Source organism: Arenibacter sp. F26102, assembly GCF_023015865.1.
Classification (GTDB): domain Bacteria; phylum Bacteroidota; class Bacteroidia; order Flavobacteriales; family Flavobacteriaceae; genus Arenibacter.
Map to the genome: position 1 here is coordinate 122,236 of NZ_JALKBC010000007.1, position 17,068 is coordinate 139,303.

Annotated in this window: 18 protein-coding genes; 7 read left to right on the forward strand and 11 right to left on the reverse strand. The window is 39.1% G+C overall.

The genetic code is table 11. The annotated features are described in order from the left end of the window. Positions 1-25: 25 nt before the first annotated feature. The 4 genes from arsM to MWU78_RS11915 form a co-directional block, all read right to left on the reverse strand. Complete coding sequence (arsM, locus tag MWU78_RS11900) at positions 26-991, reverse strand: arsenosugar biosynthesis arsenite methyltransferase ArsM (RefSeq protein ID WP_246997991.1); 966 nt, start codon at positions 989-991, stop codon at positions 26-28. Positions 992-1,057: 66 nt separating this feature from the next. Next, positions 1,058-1,873 carry a purine-nucleoside phosphorylase gene (locus MWU78_RS11905; RefSeq protein ID WP_246997992.1) on the reverse strand — a complete coding sequence of 272 codons (816 nt, stop codon included), beginning with the start codon at positions 1,871-1,873 and terminating at the stop codon, positions 1,058-1,060. A 6-nt stretch (positions 1,874-1,879) separates the two neighbouring features. After that, positions 1,880-2,614: a TIGR04282 family arsenosugar biosynthesis glycosyltransferase gene (locus MWU78_RS11910; RefSeq protein WP_348647082.1), complete on the reverse strand. Its 735-nt coding sequence runs from the start codon at positions 2,612-2,614 to the stop codon at positions 1,880-1,882. Positions 2,615-2,791: 177 nt separating this feature from the next. After that, positions 2,792-3,169: a rhodanese-like domain-containing protein gene (locus MWU78_RS11915; protein ID WP_348647083.1), complete on the reverse strand. Its 378-nt coding sequence runs from the start codon at positions 3,167-3,169 to the stop codon at positions 2,792-2,794. Between the two features lie 244 nt (positions 3,170-3,413). On the opposite strand from MWU78_RS11915, the gene MWU78_RS11920 reads away from it, so the two are divergent. Continuing rightward, positions 3,414-4,349, forward strand: a complete 936-nt coding sequence (locus tag MWU78_RS11920) for a YitT family protein (RefSeq protein ID WP_246997993.1) — start codon at positions 3,414-3,416, stop codon at positions 4,347-4,349. A 119-nt stretch (positions 4,350-4,468) separates the two neighbouring features. After that, on the forward strand, positions 4,469-5,092 hold the full coding sequence (locus MWU78_RS11925) for a thioredoxin family protein (RefSeq protein WP_246997994.1): 624 nt from the start codon (positions 4,469-4,471) through the stop codon (positions 5,090-5,092). On the opposite strand, the gene MWU78_RS11930 is transcribed toward MWU78_RS11925, so the two are convergent. The 5 genes from MWU78_RS11930 to MWU78_RS11950 all read right to left on the reverse strand — a co-directional run bounded on the left by MWU78_RS11930 (position 5,069) and on the right by MWU78_RS11950 (position 8,528). Beyond that, positions 5,069-5,809, reverse strand: a complete 741-nt coding sequence (locus MWU78_RS11930) for a hypothetical protein (protein WP_246997995.1) — start codon at positions 5,807-5,809, stop codon at positions 5,069-5,071. The genes MWU78_RS11925 and MWU78_RS11930 overlap by 24 nt on opposite strands. An 81-nt stretch (positions 5,810-5,890) precedes the next feature. Beyond that, positions 5,891-6,586 (reverse strand): tRNA pseudouridine(55) synthase TruB, encoded by a 696-nt coding sequence (truB, locus tag MWU78_RS11935; protein WP_246997996.1) that lies wholly within the window; start codon positions 6,584-6,586, stop codon positions 5,891-5,893. Next, a complete protein-coding gene (locus tag MWU78_RS11940) occupies positions 6,586-7,371 on the reverse strand; it encodes an undecaprenyl-diphosphate phosphatase (RefSeq protein ID WP_246997997.1) in 786 nt (261 codons plus the stop codon). The genes truB and MWU78_RS11940 overlap by 1 nt, the downstream gene beginning before the upstream one ends. A 2-nt stretch (positions 7,372-7,373) precedes the next feature. Next, complete coding sequence (locus tag MWU78_RS11945; protein WP_246997998.1) at positions 7,374-7,640, reverse strand: DUF3098 domain-containing protein; 267 nt, start codon at positions 7,638-7,640, stop codon at positions 7,374-7,376. Positions 7,641-7,649: 9 nt separating this feature from the next. Beyond that, positions 7,650-8,528 (reverse strand): permease-like cell division protein FtsX, encoded by an 879-nt coding sequence (locus MWU78_RS11950; protein WP_246998000.1) that lies wholly within the window; start codon positions 8,526-8,528, stop codon positions 7,650-7,652. Between the two features lie 400 nt (positions 8,529-8,928). On the opposite strand from MWU78_RS11950, the gene leuS reads away from it, so the two are divergent. From leuS to MWU78_RS11965, 3 genes are all read left to right on the forward strand, one after another. Beyond that, positions 8,929-11,754, forward strand: a complete 2,826-nt coding sequence (gene leuS, locus MWU78_RS11955; RefSeq protein ID WP_246998002.1) for a leucine--tRNA ligase — start codon at positions 8,929-8,931, stop codon at positions 11,752-11,754. 122 nt (positions 11,755-11,876) lie between these two features. After that, on the forward strand, positions 11,877-12,131 hold the full coding sequence (locus MWU78_RS11960) for a SemiSWEET transporter (RefSeq protein WP_246998004.1): 255 nt from the start codon (positions 11,877-11,879) through the stop codon (positions 12,129-12,131). Between the two features lie 142 nt (positions 12,132-12,273). Then, positions 12,274-12,969, forward strand: coding sequence for a zinc metallopeptidase (locus MWU78_RS11965; RefSeq protein WP_246998005.1), 696 nt, complete (start codon positions 12,274-12,276; stop codon positions 12,967-12,969). A gap of 50 nt (positions 12,970-13,019) precedes the next feature. Here the strand turns inward: MWU78_RS11965 and MWU78_RS11970 are convergent, their stop codons facing one another. Both MWU78_RS11970 and MWU78_RS11975 read right to left on the reverse strand, forming a co-directional pair. Next, complete coding sequence (locus MWU78_RS11970; RefSeq protein WP_187581132.1) at positions 13,020-13,490, reverse strand: Lrp/AsnC ligand binding domain-containing protein; 471 nt, start codon at positions 13,488-13,490, stop codon at positions 13,020-13,022. A 48-nt stretch (positions 13,491-13,538) separates the two neighbouring features. Continuing rightward, positions 13,539-14,912: a saccharopine dehydrogenase family protein gene (locus MWU78_RS11975; RefSeq protein ID WP_246998007.1), complete on the reverse strand. Its 1,374-nt coding sequence runs from the start codon at positions 14,910-14,912 to the stop codon at positions 13,539-13,541. Between the two features lie 77 nt (positions 14,913-14,989). On the opposite strand from MWU78_RS11975, the gene MWU78_RS11980 reads away from it, so the two are divergent. Both MWU78_RS11980 and pckA read left to right on the forward strand, forming a co-directional pair. Further along, positions 14,990-15,382: a DUF423 domain-containing protein gene (locus MWU78_RS11980; protein WP_246998009.1), complete on the forward strand. Its 393-nt coding sequence runs from the start codon at positions 14,990-14,992 to the stop codon at positions 15,380-15,382. Positions 15,383-15,433: 51 nt separating this feature from the next. After that, a complete protein-coding gene (pckA, locus tag MWU78_RS11985; RefSeq protein ID WP_246998011.1) occupies positions 15,434-17,050 on the forward strand; it encodes a phosphoenolpyruvate carboxykinase (ATP) in 1,617 nt (538 codons plus the stop codon). Positions 17,051-17,068 lie beyond the last annotated feature (18 nt).

Genomic DNA, 17,068 nt, shown 5'->3' on the forward strand with positions numbered 1-17,068 from the left:
CTCAAACCTTACATCATATTGATGTTTAACAGCAACCCCCACCATTATAGTGCCAGGTACTTTTACTTATATGAATTTCGGAATTACTTTTTTGCAGTGCAGATGCTGTTTTGTCACATACTGCCAAAGGCTGGTTTTGCATTAGAACATGGCCGTTTTTATCATCAAAATATTCTTCATTACCATAATAAATGGCTGTTTTTCCTGTAAAAATGCAGGGGCCATCCTTGGGCATAGGGTCCTTGATGGCAGCAATTTCAATAGATTCAATAAAGATTAAGTCATCTGTGGGATAGTGATTGGGCGAGAGTACCCGGTATGATTTTCGTGCTCTAATCTCTACGGTACCAAATCCTGCATCTGTCAAAACCTTTACATAATCCTTTATTGGGATACTGCCGCTTAAACAAAGAGCTCTAAGTCGATCATCGTTACGAAGTGTTTCGTTCATAGGCTGTTCGCAAGTGGGGTCGCTCATAACCAATCGGCCATGTGGTTTCAATACACGGTACATCTCAGCCACCGCTTTTTTTAAATCTTCGGCCTTAAAAATGTTAAATAGGCAGTTTTGAGCAGCCACATCTATACTATGGTCTGCTATTGGTAAGTTTAGTGCATCCCCTTTTACGAGGTTTACGTACTCATTTTTAAACCAAGAGTTTTCCTTTTCAGCTATTTTGAAATTTTCTCTTGAAGCCTCCAACATTTCATCCACAACATCAACTCCTGTAACCCCTCCTTTTTGCCTGGAGAAATATGAAAATTGCAACAGTTCCATTCCGCCCCCAACTCCCACATATAAGACTTTTGGGTTGTTTACCAAATCCTGGGCAGATACTGTGCTTCCGCAACCATAGTTCATCTCCTGCATTATTTTAGGAATGGACAACCCGGGAAACTGCCAGATGGGATTTGTGGTACAACACAGTCCAACCTCAGGGGTTAATGCTGCATTCTTATATAATTCATTTGTGGCTTCTAAATAACTCATGTCTTTTTGCTTAAAAATTTGTCATCAGGTTTAAAATTGCCTTTCTTCGATACTCAATACTTATTATTAAATTTCCCTAATTAATTCCCTAAATAACTTTATCATTTTTGGTTCGGTTTTCCCAGCAATTTCAATTATTTCGGCAATATTTACCGGCTTTAAGTTGTCCGGATCGCATTCGTCTGTTAGCACCGATACGGCCACTATTGGTAATCGTAAATGATTGGCAACAATTACTTCCGGAACTGTACTCATTCCCACGGCATCGGCCCCAATGATTTTTAGCATTCGGTATTCTGCCTTTGTTTCCAGTTGAGGCCCTACCACTGAGGCGTAAACTCCTTTCTGGAGGGATATATTTTCTTTTTTTGCTATTTTCTCCAAGCTATTACGCATAGAAACATCATATGGCTCACTCATATCCGTAAAACGATCACCGAATTCACTTACGTTTTTAAACGCTAAGGGCGACCCGCCTTGAAGGTTAATATGGTCCTCTATTAGCATGATGTCACCTTTCTTGAAATTGGGATTTATGGCCCCTGCCGCGTTGGATATGAAAAGTTTTTTTATACCTAATAAGTGCATCACCCGAATAGGGTAAGTAACATCCAATAGGTCGTAGCCTTCATAAAAATGAAATCTGCCCTGCATAACAACTACTTTTTTGCCTTCCAAAATACCGTATATCAATTTACCTGAATGGAATTCTACAGTAGCCAGAGGAAAATAGGGTATATGGTTGTAATGGGCTTCTATTGGATTTTCAATGTCCTCTGCCAATTTACCTAAACCGGTTCCTAATACTATTCCAATTTCAGGGGCTTCAAAACCCTTTCCTATTAAATAGTCCGTAGATTCCTTTAGTAATTTACTAGTCATATAATTTCAATTTTTTAAAAAGGTGCGAAATATTTCAATATCCTTAATGTCTTCAAAATTGTCAATGTCATTTTTAGGTGCCAGCAAAACATAGTTTTCATCTTTTAGATCTTGTAAAGTAGACTCCAGCACAGTGTCCGTGCCCCAAATTTTATTTTCAAAAAGAGTAGGGTTAAAGACTTTCATTCCCAGCAAATAATAACCGCCATCAATAGCGGGCCCTATTACATAATCATGATTATCCAGGGAGTAAAAAGCTTCCTTTAATTCATTCTCGGACAAGTCGTACATGTCACTTCCAATAATAATAATTTTTTCATGACCTGCCTCAAATCCGTCCATAAAAGCATTGGCCATGCGCTGTCCTAATTCATCGCCATATTGCACTTTTTTGTTGTAAATGGAGTTGTCCCATATATCATTTTCCCAAATATGATCGGAATAACACACCCATTTGCTGATGTTTAAGCCCTTCGTAAAATTTTTGGTGTGATTAAGCAAAAATTTATATATGTCCAAGGCAATTTCATCACCTACTGTTGCAGCCAATCTAGTTTTACACTTGCCCAGTTCAGGGTTACGGGTAAAAATTAATAGTAAGTCTTTGGGGTGGATCATAGTATCTCTGAAATGTGTGGCCAATTTATAGGGCTTGGTCTTAATGGTCGTTATTAGTTCGGATTCATTACTATATGTAGTGTAGAAATGGGGGAATTTATGGGTCTTCTTTATAACCAGCATTCAACTTATAACAAATTCCTGGCTAATGGCGATATCGGCATTTAATTCTTATGTTTTCTGGAATCGTATACTTTATTTGCATTGGTCAACATTTTGCCCCAATGTTTATTAAAGGCATGCACTCTATTCGTTTCTTGTCCAATAGAATCATATACTTTAAAACCTTTATTTTTCCATTCAAAAATACCCCCGTATAAATTGTAAACCTGTGCATAACCCTTTTTTTAAAAGCCTTTCTCCCACATCTTCAGATCGCACCCCAATGGAACAATAGACAATAATGGGTGTGTTTTTATCGGGAATGCTGTCGGAAACCGTGTCCAAATCAAATTCTTTGTCACCGACCCATACGGCATTTTTAAGATGACTTACCTCAAATTCCTCTTTTCTCCTCGTATCAAGGAGTAAGAACTGGTTGTTCTGTATTAATTCCTCCACCTTTATATAAGGCACACTGTTATTGTTGAACTTTCGTATTGCCTTGTCAATAGCACTTTGGCCATATAGACCATAGAGGCAAAAGAGGCTTGTGATAAAATGGAGCAGAAATTTCATTATAAGATGTAAATCGTAAAGCAAAGATAGTATATTGGCATCATAACCTTAAATGCTCAACATTAGCTTGTAAATTAATTACAATAATCATGGTAGTGGTCTCCGTTTTTAAAAATTGATTTTTTAATTTCACAACCTTGGAACTTCGCAATTTATTTTTTTATAACGTATTTAAAAATGATTAATAGGAAGTAAGATGATAATAGGTCCTAGCTATTAATAAAACCTATTTTAATACTATAATATGCCGGAAAGAAAGAAAAAGAGTCATGACTTTAAATCCAATTTGTATTCCTATTGGAAAAAGTCCAGAAGATTTAGGGTTGGAATTTTCGCTAATATTCACGATGCTTTGTTTATTATAGCAGGGATTTTTTCTGCCGCTTTTGGTCTGGAAAGTTTTTTATTGCCCAATAGCTTTATTGATGGTGGTGCTACGGGAATTTCACTTTTGATTTCCGAAATCACATCTACGCCATTATATATACTGATCATACTTGTTAATATTCCCTTTATATATCTTGGTTTTAAAGTGATAGGTAAGCAATTTGCCATTAAGGCCTCCCTGGCAATTCTTGGCTTGGCCATAGTATTGGCTACGGTGCACTTTCCGGAAGTGACCGAGGACAAACTTTTGGTAGCAGTTTTTGGTGGGTTCTTTCTTGGTGCCGGTATTGGCCTTTCCATTAGAGGAGGTGGAGTGTTGGATGGCACCGAGGTGCTGGCCATTTATCTGAGTAGAAAATTAAGGACCAAGATCGGGGATAATATAATAGTAATTAATGTTATAATATTCTTGGCAGCCGCCTATTTTCTTTCTTTGGAAACGGCGCTTTATTCTATGTTGACCTATTTGTCGGCTTCAAAAACTTTGGATTTTGTGGTCGATGGGATTGAAGAGTATACCGGAGTTACCATTATATCTTCACGTAGCGAAGAGATTAGACTTATGATTACGGAAAAACTGGGCAGGGGGCTTACCATCTATAAGGGTCATGGTGGTTACGGTAGAAGTGGTGTCCATAATGAGTATGACATTATTTATGCGGTAATCACTAGATTGGAGATCAGTAAATTAAACACGGAACTGGAAAAGATAGACCCCGATGCCTTTGTTGTAATGAACAGTATTAACGATACTAAAGGCGGAATGATCAAAAAACGAGCCCTGAACCACTAATATTTCCACTTATTTAAGAGATATGTAAGTATTTAGGTAGCAATGCTACCAATGTAACTTATGTTACCAATTATTGATCTTGGCAGGGTTAATTTTGGTTAAAATATTCTGAAAATTTTATGGAACAAACAGTAAAGAGGACTAAACGGGAGGTTGTGCAAGATGGATTAAAGGGAGCTATGGCTTATGAGGATTACAGGCTTATGGTTGCCAATTTAGCTATAGCGGGAAAATCTACGGGATCAGTACAAAGCCAGGAACTTGGTAATTATACGATTCTGAATGATCAACGGATGAAACGTTTGGACAAGACAATTAAGATCGACGCTGATTCGGAATCAAAAATTAAAGAGGTAGACCAAAAAATTACTTGGTTGGTACTTACGGAAAGTTGGTGTGGCGATGCTGCCCAAACCATACCAGTTATGAATAAAATAGCAAGTCGGAATAAGAATATTTCCTTACGACTTGTATTGCGCGATGAAAATTTGGAATTAATGGAGCAGTTTTTGTCCAATGGTGCTATGGCTATCCCAAAATTGATTTCTATTGATGATGCTACCGGTAAAATTATTGGTGAATGGGGTTCCCGGCCAAGTACAGCTGCCAAAATGGTTCAGGACCACAAAAAGGAGCACGGAAATTTGTCTCCAGAATTCAAACAGGATTTACAGATATGGTATAACAAGGATAAGGGTCAAAATACGGTTAGCGACTTATTATCGTTGCTTTTCCTGGAATAAATAGGTGATAGTACCCATTTGTTCTACTTTTTCACCAGCATTGAATTTTGATTTTAAGGCATATTCGATGGCATTGTCTACCAAGCACCCATTGAGTGTACTGGAGCTTTTTTTATTTACATCGGCCTCTATAACCTTTCCTAAGGGGTCAACTTTAATATTAATGACCACCTTACCGCCTTCAATACAAGTGTAAATGGGTATAGGAAGGCTGGTATGCCTTCTATCCACCAAAGAATAGGAAATTGAGGTCCTTCTTTTGGCCAAATTGTTGGTCATTACTTCTTTGCTCGCTTCTTTTTCCCCTAAAAGCTCTTGCTTTTCCCTTCTTCTTTTGGCCAGCTCCTTTACTCTTGCTGCGTATTCGGAGTCGGAACTTAGATAGTCCGTTGGGTCATCACTATCTGAGGACAACTCCTGTTCCTCCATTATTTCCTCGAGAGTTTTAAGCGGTTCGGGGTTGCCAAAACTAGGTTTGTTGGCTTCGTTATAGGCCATATGACTTTTAACAGGTTCGGACTTGGCCATTTCCTCCATGTCCTTTATTTCTTCCTCTAATTCCTTAACAAGGTCTTCCTCCTCCTCCAGAAGACTTAATTCAATAACATACTCCTCTTTTTCCTTTTGTCCCAAGTGGATGTTGTACAAACTTAGTACGACCAAGGACATGGAAAAGAAAGTTATTAAAAAAGAAAGTTGTTTCCGACTCAAATTCATAGTGATATAACCACGTTTTATCAAAAATATTTCAAATTATCGACGAACGGTTAGGTTACCACCTTAATTTTCGAAGTTTTTTTAACTATCGATTTGCAGTAAATTACCAAATTCCTCGGGGGTTATGGCTTTATTTACGTTGTAATCACCTATTTTGGTTCTTTTCAGGGAGGATAAATGGGCACCAGATTGGAGGGCTTTCCCAAAATCATTCGCCAATGACCTAATATAGGTGCCTTTACTGCACACCACTCTAAAATGAACTTTTGGCAATTCTATCTGCGTTATTTCGAATTCGGTAACAGTGACCGCTCTTTTTTTAATTTCCACCTCTTTGCCCTCCCTTGCGTATTCATACAGTCTTTTCCCGTCTTTTTTCAATGCCGAGAACACTGGTGGAACTTGTTCAATATCGCCGATAAATTGTGTGGTAGTGGCGTGTATCATTTCGTCCGTAATATGATCTACGGGGAAATTTTCGTTTATTTCCGTTTCCAGGTCAAAGGATGGGGTTGTTCCACCTAAAGTAATAGTGCCGGTATATTCCTTTTCCTGACCTTGGAGTTCGTTTATAGTCTTGGTAAATTTTCCAGTACAGATGAGCAATAATCCAGTGGCTAATGGATCAAGGGTCCCAGCGTGGCCGATCTTAATTTTTTTTAACTCAAATTTCTTTCTAATATTCCATTTTAAGGAATTCACTGCCTGAAAAGACGTCCAGCCCAAAGGTTTGTTTATAAGTAATACCTGTCCTTCCAAAAAGTCTTCCTTCGTCATTATATTACGGTTAGTGGCCAAATAAAATAATGAATTACAATAATGGCAATTCCGACTACGATCCTGTAGTAACCAAAGACTTTAAAACCATGTTTGCTTAAATATCCAATAAAGGTTTTTATAGCGAATAAGGCCACTACAAATCCAACAATATTGCCTATTATCAATAAATTTATCTGGTCGGAAGTAAGGGTGAAACCTGAGTTGTAATAGTCATAACTCTTTTTTAGGGTAGCTCCCAACATGGTGGGCACGGCCAGAAAAAATGAAAATTCGGCGGCCGCGGTCCGAGATAACTTTTGGGTCATGCCTCCAACAATACTGGCGCCACTTCTGGATACCCCCGGGATCATGGCCAGACACTGGAAAAGTCCAATTTTAAAGGCAGTGCTGTATGAAATATCCGTATTGTCCGAATTTCCGAATAAATCGTCAACCTTTAGTAGGATCAATCCGCCTATCACCAAAGAAAAAGCTACCACAAGTGGGCTTTCTAATAGCGAATCTATAACATCACTTAGAAGCAGGCCAAAAACAACGGCTGGAATAAAAGCAATCAAGAGTTTAAAATAAAAATCGATAGTTTGGAAAAATCGTTTGAAATATAGTACAACCACCGAAAGTATGGTTCCCAATTGTATTACAATAGTGAATAACTTGGTAAAATCTTCCTGAGCAATTCCAAAAAAGGAAGATACAATGATCATGTGTCCTGTTGAAGAAACCGGTAAATATTCGGTTATACCTTCAATAATGGCAAGAATAATAGCCTCTAATATGTCCAAATTTATTTCTTCTTATGCGGATTCAACAGAATGGCGTAGACTTCTATCCCAAGACCTATCAATACTAATGTAGGCGCTAAGCGAATTCTTCTGAAATTATAAATCTCTGGGTTGAATACATTGGGGTCGTCACTTCCGCCACCGCTCATAAGGATAAAACCTAAGCTTATGAGGGCTAGGCCAATAAACATAAACATGTAGTTCCTTTTCTGAAAGATAAATTCTTGCCTAGGCTTTTGCTGTTGATTAATATTTTGTTTTTTACTCATGCCGCAAATTTAATAATATAAATCGTCCGTCCTAAGATTTAAGAAACGTTGTGTTGCGAAAAAAGTGCTTATGTATGAAATTAGGACCCCTAACCCGAAGACACTTGCAAAAAGAAATACCAAAACCGTAGGGTCTTGAAAAAGGTTTAGCTCGGGAAAATTAATGTTTACATAGTAAACAACAAAGCCAAGGGCAATTAAGGCCAATATAGCCCCTAGAACGCCCAACTTAATATTGGTCCAAATAAATGGCCTCCGGATAAATGTTTTGGTGGCACCTACCATCTGCATAGTCTTTATTATAAAACGTTTGGAGTAAATGGAAAGACGGATGGAGCTATTGATCAATAATACCGCGATAAATGTAAAAATACCACTGGCCACTAAAATCCAAAAACTTAGTTTCTTTACATTATCGTTTAAGAGGGTAATCAAAGGTTTGTCATAGCTTACTTCTTCTATATAATCCTTGGTAGCAATTTCTTCTGCGATCTCAGCGATTTTATCTGTGGAAACATAATCTGCCTTTAATTGTACATCAATGGAATTTTTAAGGGGGTTGTATCCAAGGAAATCCAAAAAATTCTCCCCTATCTCAACACTGTGTTGTTCAGCAGCCTGTTCTTTGGAAACATAGGTGGCCTTTTTGGTATATTCTGCCATGGCCAGACTTTTTTGCAATTGGTCTACTTCCACTTCTTTGGCATTATCCTTAAGAAAAACGGATATGGTAATTTGCTCCTTAAAATGATCGGCCAACTTTTTTGTGTTCAATACCAGAAGCCCCAAAATTCCCAATAAAAAAAGTACTAGTCCAATACTTAGGACTACTGAAAAATAGGAGGAAATCAGTTTTCTTTTTTGAAAACGTTCAAACGATGTGCTCATAGTACAAAATCAATATGTAAAAATAGGAAAGTAAATTGAATTAAAAATAATTGTGACATTTTTCAGCCTTAATTAAAGTAATGCAGTGTAGTAAGCAGATCTTTGGGTTTATTTTTTGGTAAAAATCATCCTTATTAGTACAAAATGACCATTTCGGATTATGGTGTAAAGCATATTTAATAAAAGTACCGATATTAAAGCAGGTCCAAGAAGATTGATGTAATTTGGGAGAATATGACATATTGGATTATGGCTATGTGGTCCTATGAATGTAGTTTTCAACCTTTGGCAGGTAAGTAGATAATATCTTTTCGCTTTCACAGATTAAACTTATTTTTGCCCTGCATTGGAAAATAAGGGGTGTGCTGTAGGTGCACTGGATTTAAATACAATAGATTAGATGACTTACGATTTCAGGAAGATAGAAGAAAAGTGGCAGAAATTTTGGGCGGAAAAACAAACCTTTAAGGCAGAAAATGATTCTCCAAAGGAAAAGTTTTATGTGTTGGACATGTTTCCGTATCCTTCCGGTGCCGGTTTGCACGTAGGGCATCCACTAGGGTATATAGCTAGTGATATTTATGCTCGTTATAAAAGACAAAAAGGATTTAACGTACTGCATCCAATGGGGTACGATTCTTTTGGACTTCCTGCAGAACAATACGCAATTCAGACTGGACAACATCCTGCGATAACAACCGAGACCAACATTGGTAGATATCGGGAGCAATTGGACAAAATTGGTTTTTCTTTTGATTGGAGCAGGGAGGTACGTACCTCTGATCCCAACTATTACAAATGGACCCAATGGATCTTTATCCAACTCTTTAATTCTTGGTACAATAAGCAGGCCAATAAGGCTGAAGATATTTCTAATCTGATTGCCACTTTTGAAAAAGAAGGTAACCAAAATGTTAATGCGGTATGTGATGAGGAAGTGGTGGAATTCTCCGCAACCGAATGGCAGGCATTTACGCCAAAACAACAGCAAGAGATTTTATTACAATATAGATTGACATATTTGGCGGAAACCGAAGTCAATTGGTGTCCAGCATTAGGGACCGTTTTGGCTAATGATGAGATTGTTAACGGGGTTTCGGAGCGTGGTGGACACCCTGTGATCCGTAAAAAAATGACGCAATGGAGTATGCGAATATCCGCCTATGCTCAGCGATTGCTGGATGATTTGGCAACGGTAGATTGGCCGCAACCGTTAAAGGATTCCCAGACCAACTGGATCGGTAGGTCCGAGGGTGCAGAAGTAACATTTAAGGTGAAAGGAAATGAAGAGGTCATTGATGTTTTCACCACCCGTCCAGACACTATTTTTGGCGTGAGTTTTATGACTTTGGCTCCAGAGCATGAATTGGTAGCTAAAATAACTTCCCCTGAGCAGGAGGCTGAAGTAGCCGCATATATTGAGGCCACGGCCAAACGCAGTGAGCGCGATCGTATGGCAGATGTAAAGACCATTACTGGGGCATTTACCGGTGCTTATGCAGAACATCCATTTAGCAAGGAACCTATTCCGATTTGGATAGGCGACTATGTTTTGGCAGGCTACGGTACCGGGGCGGTAATGTCCGTTCCCTGTGGTGATCAGCGCGATTATGACTTTGCAAAACATTTTAATATATCTATCCCCAATATTTTTGAGGGTGTGGATATTTCCGAAGAGGCCTTTGCCGATAAGGAAAAGACGCTAATAACCAATTCAGATTTTTTAAATGGACTTCCATATAAAAAAGCAGTTAAACGCGTCATTTTTGAATTGGAAAAATTAGGTCAAGGGGAAGGTAAAATAAACTACCGGTTGCGCGATGCCGTTTTTAGTCGCCAGCGCTATTGGGGAGAACCTTTTCCGGTCTACTACGTAGATGGAATGCCTCAAATGATCGATCAGGAGCATCTACCCATTGTACTTCCAGAGGTAGAGAAATACCTACCTACGGAAACTGGTGAGCCACCGTTGGGCAATGCCACTATTTGGGCATGGGATGTAAATAATTCGACAGTTGTCAGTAATAAATTAATAGATCATAAATCCGTGTTTCCATTGGAGTTGAACACCATGCCAGGGTGGGCAGGAAGTTCGTACTACTTTAACCGCTATATGGATCCGAATAATGAGGACGAAATATTTTCGCAGAAGGCCATAAATTATTGGCAGGATGTGGACCTTTATATTGGTGGTAGCGAGCATGCTACCGGACACTTACTATACTCCCGTTTCTGGCAAAAGTTTTTGTTCGACAAAGGGGTGGTGCCCAAACCCGAGTTTGCCAAAAAATTGATCAACCAAGGGATGATTACGGGGACCAGTGCTTTTGTTTATAGAATTGAAGGCGAAAACACCTTGGTTTCAAAAAACTTAATAGGTGATAGATCGGTACAGCCTCTTCATGTAGATGTGGCATTGGTAAACCCATCTGATGAATTGGATGTGAAAAAATTCAAGGAAAATCCTCTTTATTCTGATTTGAAGGATGCCGAATTTCTGTTGGAGGAAGGGAAGTATATCGTAGGCCGCGAGGTAGAAAAAATGTCCAAATCCAAATACAATGTGGTGAGTCCGGATAGTATTTGTGAGGAGTATGGTGCAGATTCCCTGCGTTTGTACGAGATGTTCCTAGGTCCGTTGGAGCAGTCCAAGCCTTGGAATACAGCAGGAATCAGTGGGGTCTATAGTTTCCTAAAAAAAATGTGGCGTTTATACCACGGCGGGACAGAAGGTGCTTTTATGGTTACAGGTGCTGAACCATCGGCAGATAATTTAAAGACCCTGCATAAGACTATCAAGAAAGTGGAGGAGGACATAGAGAATTTCTCCTTTAACACCTCGGTTGCTACCTTTATGATCTGTGTAAACGAGTTGGCAGCACAAAAATGTAGTAGCAAGGAAATATTGGAACCTTTGGTTGTCTTGGTCTCGTCTTATGCCCCCCATATAGCGGAGGAGCTGTGGTCCAAGTTAGGACATAACACCTCTATTGCAACTTCTCCCTTTCCTAAATTTGAAGGCAAGTATTTGGTAGAAAGCAGTAAGGAATACCCCATTTCGTTCAACGGAAAAATGCGTTTCAAAATAGAGTTGCCGGTAGATCTTTCCAAAGAGGAAATTGAAGCTGCCGTCATGGCCCATGTTAAAACCCAGGAGCAGTTGCAGGGACGTGCCCCTAAAAAGGTAATTATTGTTCCAGGGAAGATCGTTAACATTGTAGGTTAAATATGGCACTGGGAAAGGCTAAGTTTTTTGACTAATTGTAATAGTATTTGATGTGGGCTAAATTGACTGGGTAGATTTAAATAGGTATTGGAACAAAGAATTAATAGACGGTATTCGAGGTTATGGAAAACATAGAGATCATGGGCTTGGTAGCAGCCGTACTTACTACTTCTTCATTAGTGCCACAGGTACATAAAACCTGGAGCAATAGGTCCACCAAGGATATTTCATTGACCATGTATTTGGCCATGTTTCTAGGAGTTGTCCTATGGTTGATCTACGGAATTTATCATGAAAGTGTGCCCATGATTTTGGCCAATTTTATAACTTCAGTGTTAATTTTCATTATGATCGTGCTTAAGTTAAAGTATAAGTAGGAAGGGACAAATTGTCAGATAATTATCCTTTTTTACTGTCCTGTTTAATTATGGATAATTTGGCGAGCTTTTTGCTGTATTTAGTTCAGATTGAATAAAGGAATCTTTAGTATATTCGATAAATTTTAAAAATGAAATCGTTATGATGATGTATTATATATTACTGGGTGCAATTGCTTTGGTAAGTTGGTTGGTTAGTAATAAGCTTAAAAGTAAATTTAAGTTCTATTCCAAAGTGCATTTGCGCAATGGTATGAGTGGTGCCGAGATTGCCGAGAAAATGTTGGCCGATCATGGAATTAGGGATGTAAAGGTTATTTCCACACCAGGAATGCTAACGGATCATTACAATCCTGTAAACAAAACGGTAAATTTAAGTGAAGGTGTCTATAACCAAAGAAATGCTTCGGCGGCTGCGGTTGCGGCCCACGAATGTGGACATGCCGTGCAGCATGCTACGGCCTATGAATGGTTGACCTTGCGTTCCAAATTGGTACCTGTGGTAAGTGTTACTTCTGGAATGTCCATGTGGGTAGTTTTTGGCGGAATTATGCTGGGAGCTGCAGCAGGTGTTGGCCTGGGATATTGGGTGGCTGTAGCAGGTCTAATAATGATGGGTCTTGCTACCTTGTTTAGCTTTGTCACTTTACCTGTGGAATATGATGCCAGTAATAGAGCCTTGGCTTGGTTAAAGAATAAGAATATGGTGACCCCAGAGGAATATAAAGGTTCTGAGGATGCTTTAAAATGGGCGGCCAGAACGTATTTGGTGGCAGCAATTGGCTCATTGGCAACCTTAGTCTACTGGGCTATGCAGGTCTTGGGCGGAAGGGATTAAATAAAATCTTAAATATTTAACTAAAAAGGACATCTATAGGTGTCCTTTTTTTATATGGTTATTTGACGGTCTATCTGTTGGTCCAAGGAAATAAAGGTTTCGGTTCTGGATACCCCTTCTATCTGTTGTATGTCCCTATTAAGTACATGCATAAGGTGTTCGTTGTCCCTACAAAGTACCTTTATAAGAATGGACCAGTTTCCTGTAGTATAGTGGCATTCCAATACTTCAGGGATTTTTTCAAGTTCCTTAACGGCCAATGGGTTGCTCATGGCCTTATCCAAATAGATGCCAATATAGGCCATGGTGGTATATCCCAATACTTTTGGATTGATAATAAATTTAGACCCAGCAATTAAACCTGAAGCTTCCAATTTGCGTAACCTCTGATGAATAGCGGCACCTGAAATCCCAATTTTCCTGGCAATTTCCAAAACAGGCTTTCTGGCATCCGACATTAAAAATCTTAGGATCTTTTTGTCGATACCATCAATTTTAACGTTTTCGTTATTGGATTTCATGATTAATACTTCAATTATGATATAAAGATACCAAAATGGTTTTAAACCTTAACTGGCAACGGAATCGGGATTATAGCCAAGGTAGGGTACTTTATATTCTTTAAAGTGTATGCCAAAGCTTTTCAATTCCTCTAAAATGGGTTCGTATACCTCCCGCCTAATAGGCAACTGTACCCCGGGATTGGTTATTTTTTTGTTTAAGATGAGTAAGGTGGCCATGGCTACCGGTAATCCAACCGTCTTGGCCATTGCAGTGTATGTCCTGTCTTCCCCAGTGACCACCATGTTGGAGTCTATCTGTTCTTTTTTGCCATTAAGTTCGTATCCAAATTTATGGTACATGACGATCATATCCTTGTCCGTTTCGGCCAAGGTCCAGCTATCTTCCAAGATTCTCTGCAAAATTTGTGCAGGGGTAGCATTTTTTAATTCAATTTTTCTTTTGGAATCAAAAAGGTGAAGTTCCATTAATTTTTCCCACATTATATCATCCTGATCAATCTTAAGATAATGCCGCATTTTTAGTTCTACTGTGTTGGTCGGAGAATAAGGTAGATAGAGGTTTACAAATTCACGGTAAGACATTCCCTGCGAATTCTCTATGGTATAACTGTCATCGGTCATGCCCAATTGTACAAACATATTCCATGCCTTGGAAAAACCTACCCTTCGCATGGTTCCGCGGTATAAAGTAAGCACATTTTGCAACCCATAGGCTTCCCTGTATTTTAAGGAATCCCTGTTGGCATAAACTTCAAATTTCCCGTAGCCTTCAACATCCAAAAATTCTGTTCTTCTAAAAAGTTTGTGGTAAGGAATGTATTTGTAAGTTCCTTCTTGTATAAATTTGGCTACACCTCCTTGGCCGGCCACAACAACGTTTCTAGGATTCCAGGTAAATTTATAGTTCCAGAGGTTGTTGTCACTTTCGGGGGCCACTAAACCTCCGGTGAATGATTCGAATAGAATCATTTTGGCACCTTGGTCCCTAATGTTATCTATTACCTGCATGGCACTCATATGATCTATCCCTGGATCTAATCCAATTTCGTTCATAAAAACAAGACCTCTTTCTTTTGCTGGTTGGTCTAAGGCCATTATTTCATCACTAATATAGGAGGCAGTAACGAAGTGTTTCCCATATTGTATACAGTCCACGGCAACCTTGATGTGAAAATGGGCAGGGAGCATGGAGATAACAATATCAGATTCTTTGATTACCTTTCTTCTGGCCACATCATTAAAAATGTCTAATTTTATGGCAGTACATGCCGGATGTAATTTTATTTTGTCAGGTAGGGCATCGGTATTTAAGTCACAAATAGTAAGTTGTAGATTTTCCTCTTCTGCTTTTTGCAGTAAATAATCCAACAAATAGGAGGTGGATTTCCCTGTGCCCACAACAAGTATTTTTCGCCGCATTGGTTTTTTACTTTTCTATTTAACGGATACTAAGGTATCAAATTGTTATATTTGTAAGGAATAAGCACCAATAAGTTATGAACAAAACAATTTTTGGAACTGGGCTATTTTTTGGTCTAACGGCAGTTCTTTTAGGTGCTTTTGGGGCACACGGTCTGGAAGAAATGTTGGATGCCAAGGCTATCGGTACCTTCGAAACAGGAGTGAAATATCAGATGTACCATGCTTTGTTCCTAATGATCTTGGGAGGATTTAACTTATTGGTCGAAGAGCGAAAAAAGCTCGTTTATTATTTTATTGTTGCTGGTGTGATATGTTTTTCCTTTTCTATTTATCTTTTGGCAACCAATGAACTATCAAGTTTTGATTTTAAGAAAATGGCATTAATCACTCCCATTGGCGGTGCTCTCCTGGTCACGGGTTGGATACTTTTAGGGATTAGGGTCTTTAATCAAAATCAATCGAATTAAAACTATCAAGCTCTTGGAGCTTTTATATTTTTCTAACAAAACTCAACTATTATGAATTCATCAACCCCATCAAGGCGATCGATTTCGTTAAAAGCCTATGGCATTTCATCAAAAAAGATCCACTATCAATTATCACCTTCCAAACTACATGAAATTACAGTAGAAAAAGGCATGGGTCTAACCTCTTCAACTGGGGCGTTGGCCGTAAATACAGGTGAATTTACGGGTAGGTCACCTATGGATAGGTTTATAGTTAAGGATGATATTACAGCCGATAAGGTATGGTGGGGAAATGTGAATATACCTTTTGAAAGCGCAAAGTTCGATGCACTTTATAACAAGGTTGTAGAATATCTTAATGAAAAGGAGCTTTATGTAAGGGATTGTTTTGCTTGTGCCGACGACGAATATAAAATGAATATAAGGGTTATAAATGAATACCCCTGGTCCAATATGTTTGCCTATAACATGTTTTTAAGGCCTACTGAAGACGAATTGATTGGTTTTGATCCTGAGTGGACGGTCATCAATGCTCCGGGTTTTATGGCCAAAGCGGAGCAGGATGGGACAAGGCAGCACAATTTTGCCATATTAAATTTCACCCGAAAGATTGCCTTAATAGGAGGTACGGGATATACGGGGGAAATTAAGAAGGGCATATTTTCTGCATTGAATTTTATTCTTCCAGTATATAAAAAATGTCTTCCCATGCATTGTTCTGCCAATGTGGGCGATGATGGGGACACTGCCATCTTTTTTGGTCTTTCCGGAACAGGGAAGACCACTTTGTCAGCGGACCCACATAGAAAATTGATCGGGGATGATGAACATGGATGGACAAAAGAAAATACCGTGTTTAATTTTGAGGGAGGATGCTACGCCAAAGTCATTAATCTTTCGGCAGAAAATGAGCCTGAAATTTATGGGGCCATAAAGAAAGGGGCCCTTTTGGAAAATGTGGTTCTGGATGCAAATGGTGTGGTCGACTTTGAAAATACTTCCATTACCCAAAATACTAGAGTGAGTTATCCAATTTATAATATAGATAATATTCAAGTGCCCTCCATTGGAAAGAATCCGAAGAATATTTTCTTTCTTACAGCCGATGCTTTTGGAGTTTTACCGCCAATTTCCAAATTGACTCCTAGTCAGGCCGCCTATCATTTTATTTCGGGATACACTGCCAAGGTGGCTGGTACAGAGGCGGGGGTAGTTGAGCCCGTACCTAATTTCTCGGCCTGTTTTGGAGCACCCTTTATGCCACTGCACCCCACAAAATATGCTGAAATGCTCAGTAAAAAAATGTTGGACGCCGGGGTAAACGTCTGGTTGGTGAATACAGGATGGACCGGAGGGCCTTATGGGGTGGGTACCAGAATGAAATTAAAATATACCCGTGCAATGATCCATGCAGCCCTCAGTGGAGAATTGGGATTGTACAGTTATGACAAATACCATATCCATTCTGTTTTTGGGGTGGCACAACCAAGGGAGTGTCCGGGAGTCCCTACAAGTGTGCTTAGCCCCCGGGCAACTTGGAACAATGACGAGGCCTACTATAGGACCGCGTTTAAATTAACAAATGCCTTCCGTGAAAATTTTAGAAAATTTGAAGCTTATGCCAATGAGGAAATTAGGCGGGGAGGACCACAACGATACGCTTTTTAAAAGAAAAACCCCGAGGCT

Excerpts from the sequence above, each read along its gene's own strand:
- MWU78_RS11925 (WP_246997994.1), top strand. The coding sequence starts at position 4,469 with ATGGAACAAACAGTAAAGAGGACTAAACGGGAGGTTGTGCAAGATGGA.
- MWU78_RS11945 (WP_246997998.1), bottom strand. The coding sequence starts at position 7,640 with ATGAGTAAAAAACAAAATATTAATCAACAGCAAAAGCCTAGGCAAGAA.
- MWU78_RS11930 (WP_246997995.1), bottom strand. The coding sequence starts at position 5,809 with ATGAATTTGAGTCGGAAACAACTTTCTTTTTTAATAACTTTCTTTTCC.
- MWU78_RS11960 (WP_246998004.1), top strand. The coding sequence starts at position 11,877 with ATGGAAAACATAGAGATCATGGGCTTGGTAGCAGCCGTACTTACTACT.
- MWU78_RS11905 (WP_246997992.1), bottom strand. The coding sequence starts at position 1,873 with ATGACTAGTAAATTACTAAAGGAATCTACGGACTATTTAATAGGAAAG.
- MWU78_RS11970 (WP_187581132.1), bottom strand. The coding sequence starts at position 13,490 with ATGAAATCCAATAACGAAAACGTTAAAATTGATGGTATCGACAAAAAG.
- MWU78_RS11980 (WP_246998009.1), top strand. The coding sequence starts at position 14,990 with ATGAACAAAACAATTTTTGGAACTGGGCTATTTTTTGGTCTAACGGCA.
- MWU78_RS11975 (WP_246998007.1), bottom strand. The coding sequence starts at position 14,912 with ATGCGGCGAAAAATACTTGTTGTGGGCACAGGGAAATCCACCTCCTAT.
- MWU78_RS11910 (WP_348647082.1), bottom strand. The coding sequence starts at position 2,614 with ATGCTGGTTATAAAGAAGACCCATAAATTCCCCCATTTCTACACTACA.
- MWU78_RS11950 (WP_246998000.1), bottom strand. The coding sequence starts at position 8,528 with ATGAGCACATCGTTTGAACGTTTTCAAAAAAGAAAACTGATTTCCTCC.
- leuS (WP_246998002.1), top strand. The coding sequence starts at position 8,929 with ATGACTTACGATTTCAGGAAGATAGAAGAAAAGTGGCAGAAATTTTGG.
- arsM (WP_246997991.1), bottom strand. The coding sequence starts at position 991 with ATGAGTTATTTAGAAGCCACAAATGAATTATATAAGAATGCAGCATTA.
- MWU78_RS11965 (WP_246998005.1), top strand. The coding sequence starts at position 12,274 with ATGATGATGTATTATATATTACTGGGTGCAATTGCTTTGGTAAGTTGG.
- MWU78_RS11915 (WP_348647083.1), bottom strand. The coding sequence starts at position 3,169 with ATGAAATTTCTGCTCCATTTTATCACAAGCCTCTTTTGCCTCTATGGT.
- MWU78_RS11920 (WP_246997993.1), top strand. The coding sequence starts at position 3,414 with ATGCCGGAAAGAAAGAAAAAGAGTCATGACTTTAAATCCAATTTGTAT.
- pckA (WP_246998011.1), top strand. The coding sequence starts at position 15,434 with ATGAATTCATCAACCCCATCAAGGCGATCGATTTCGTTAAAAGCCTAT.
- truB (WP_246997996.1), bottom strand. The coding sequence starts at position 6,586 with ATGACGAAGGAAGACTTTTTGGAAGGACAGGTATTACTTATAAACAAA.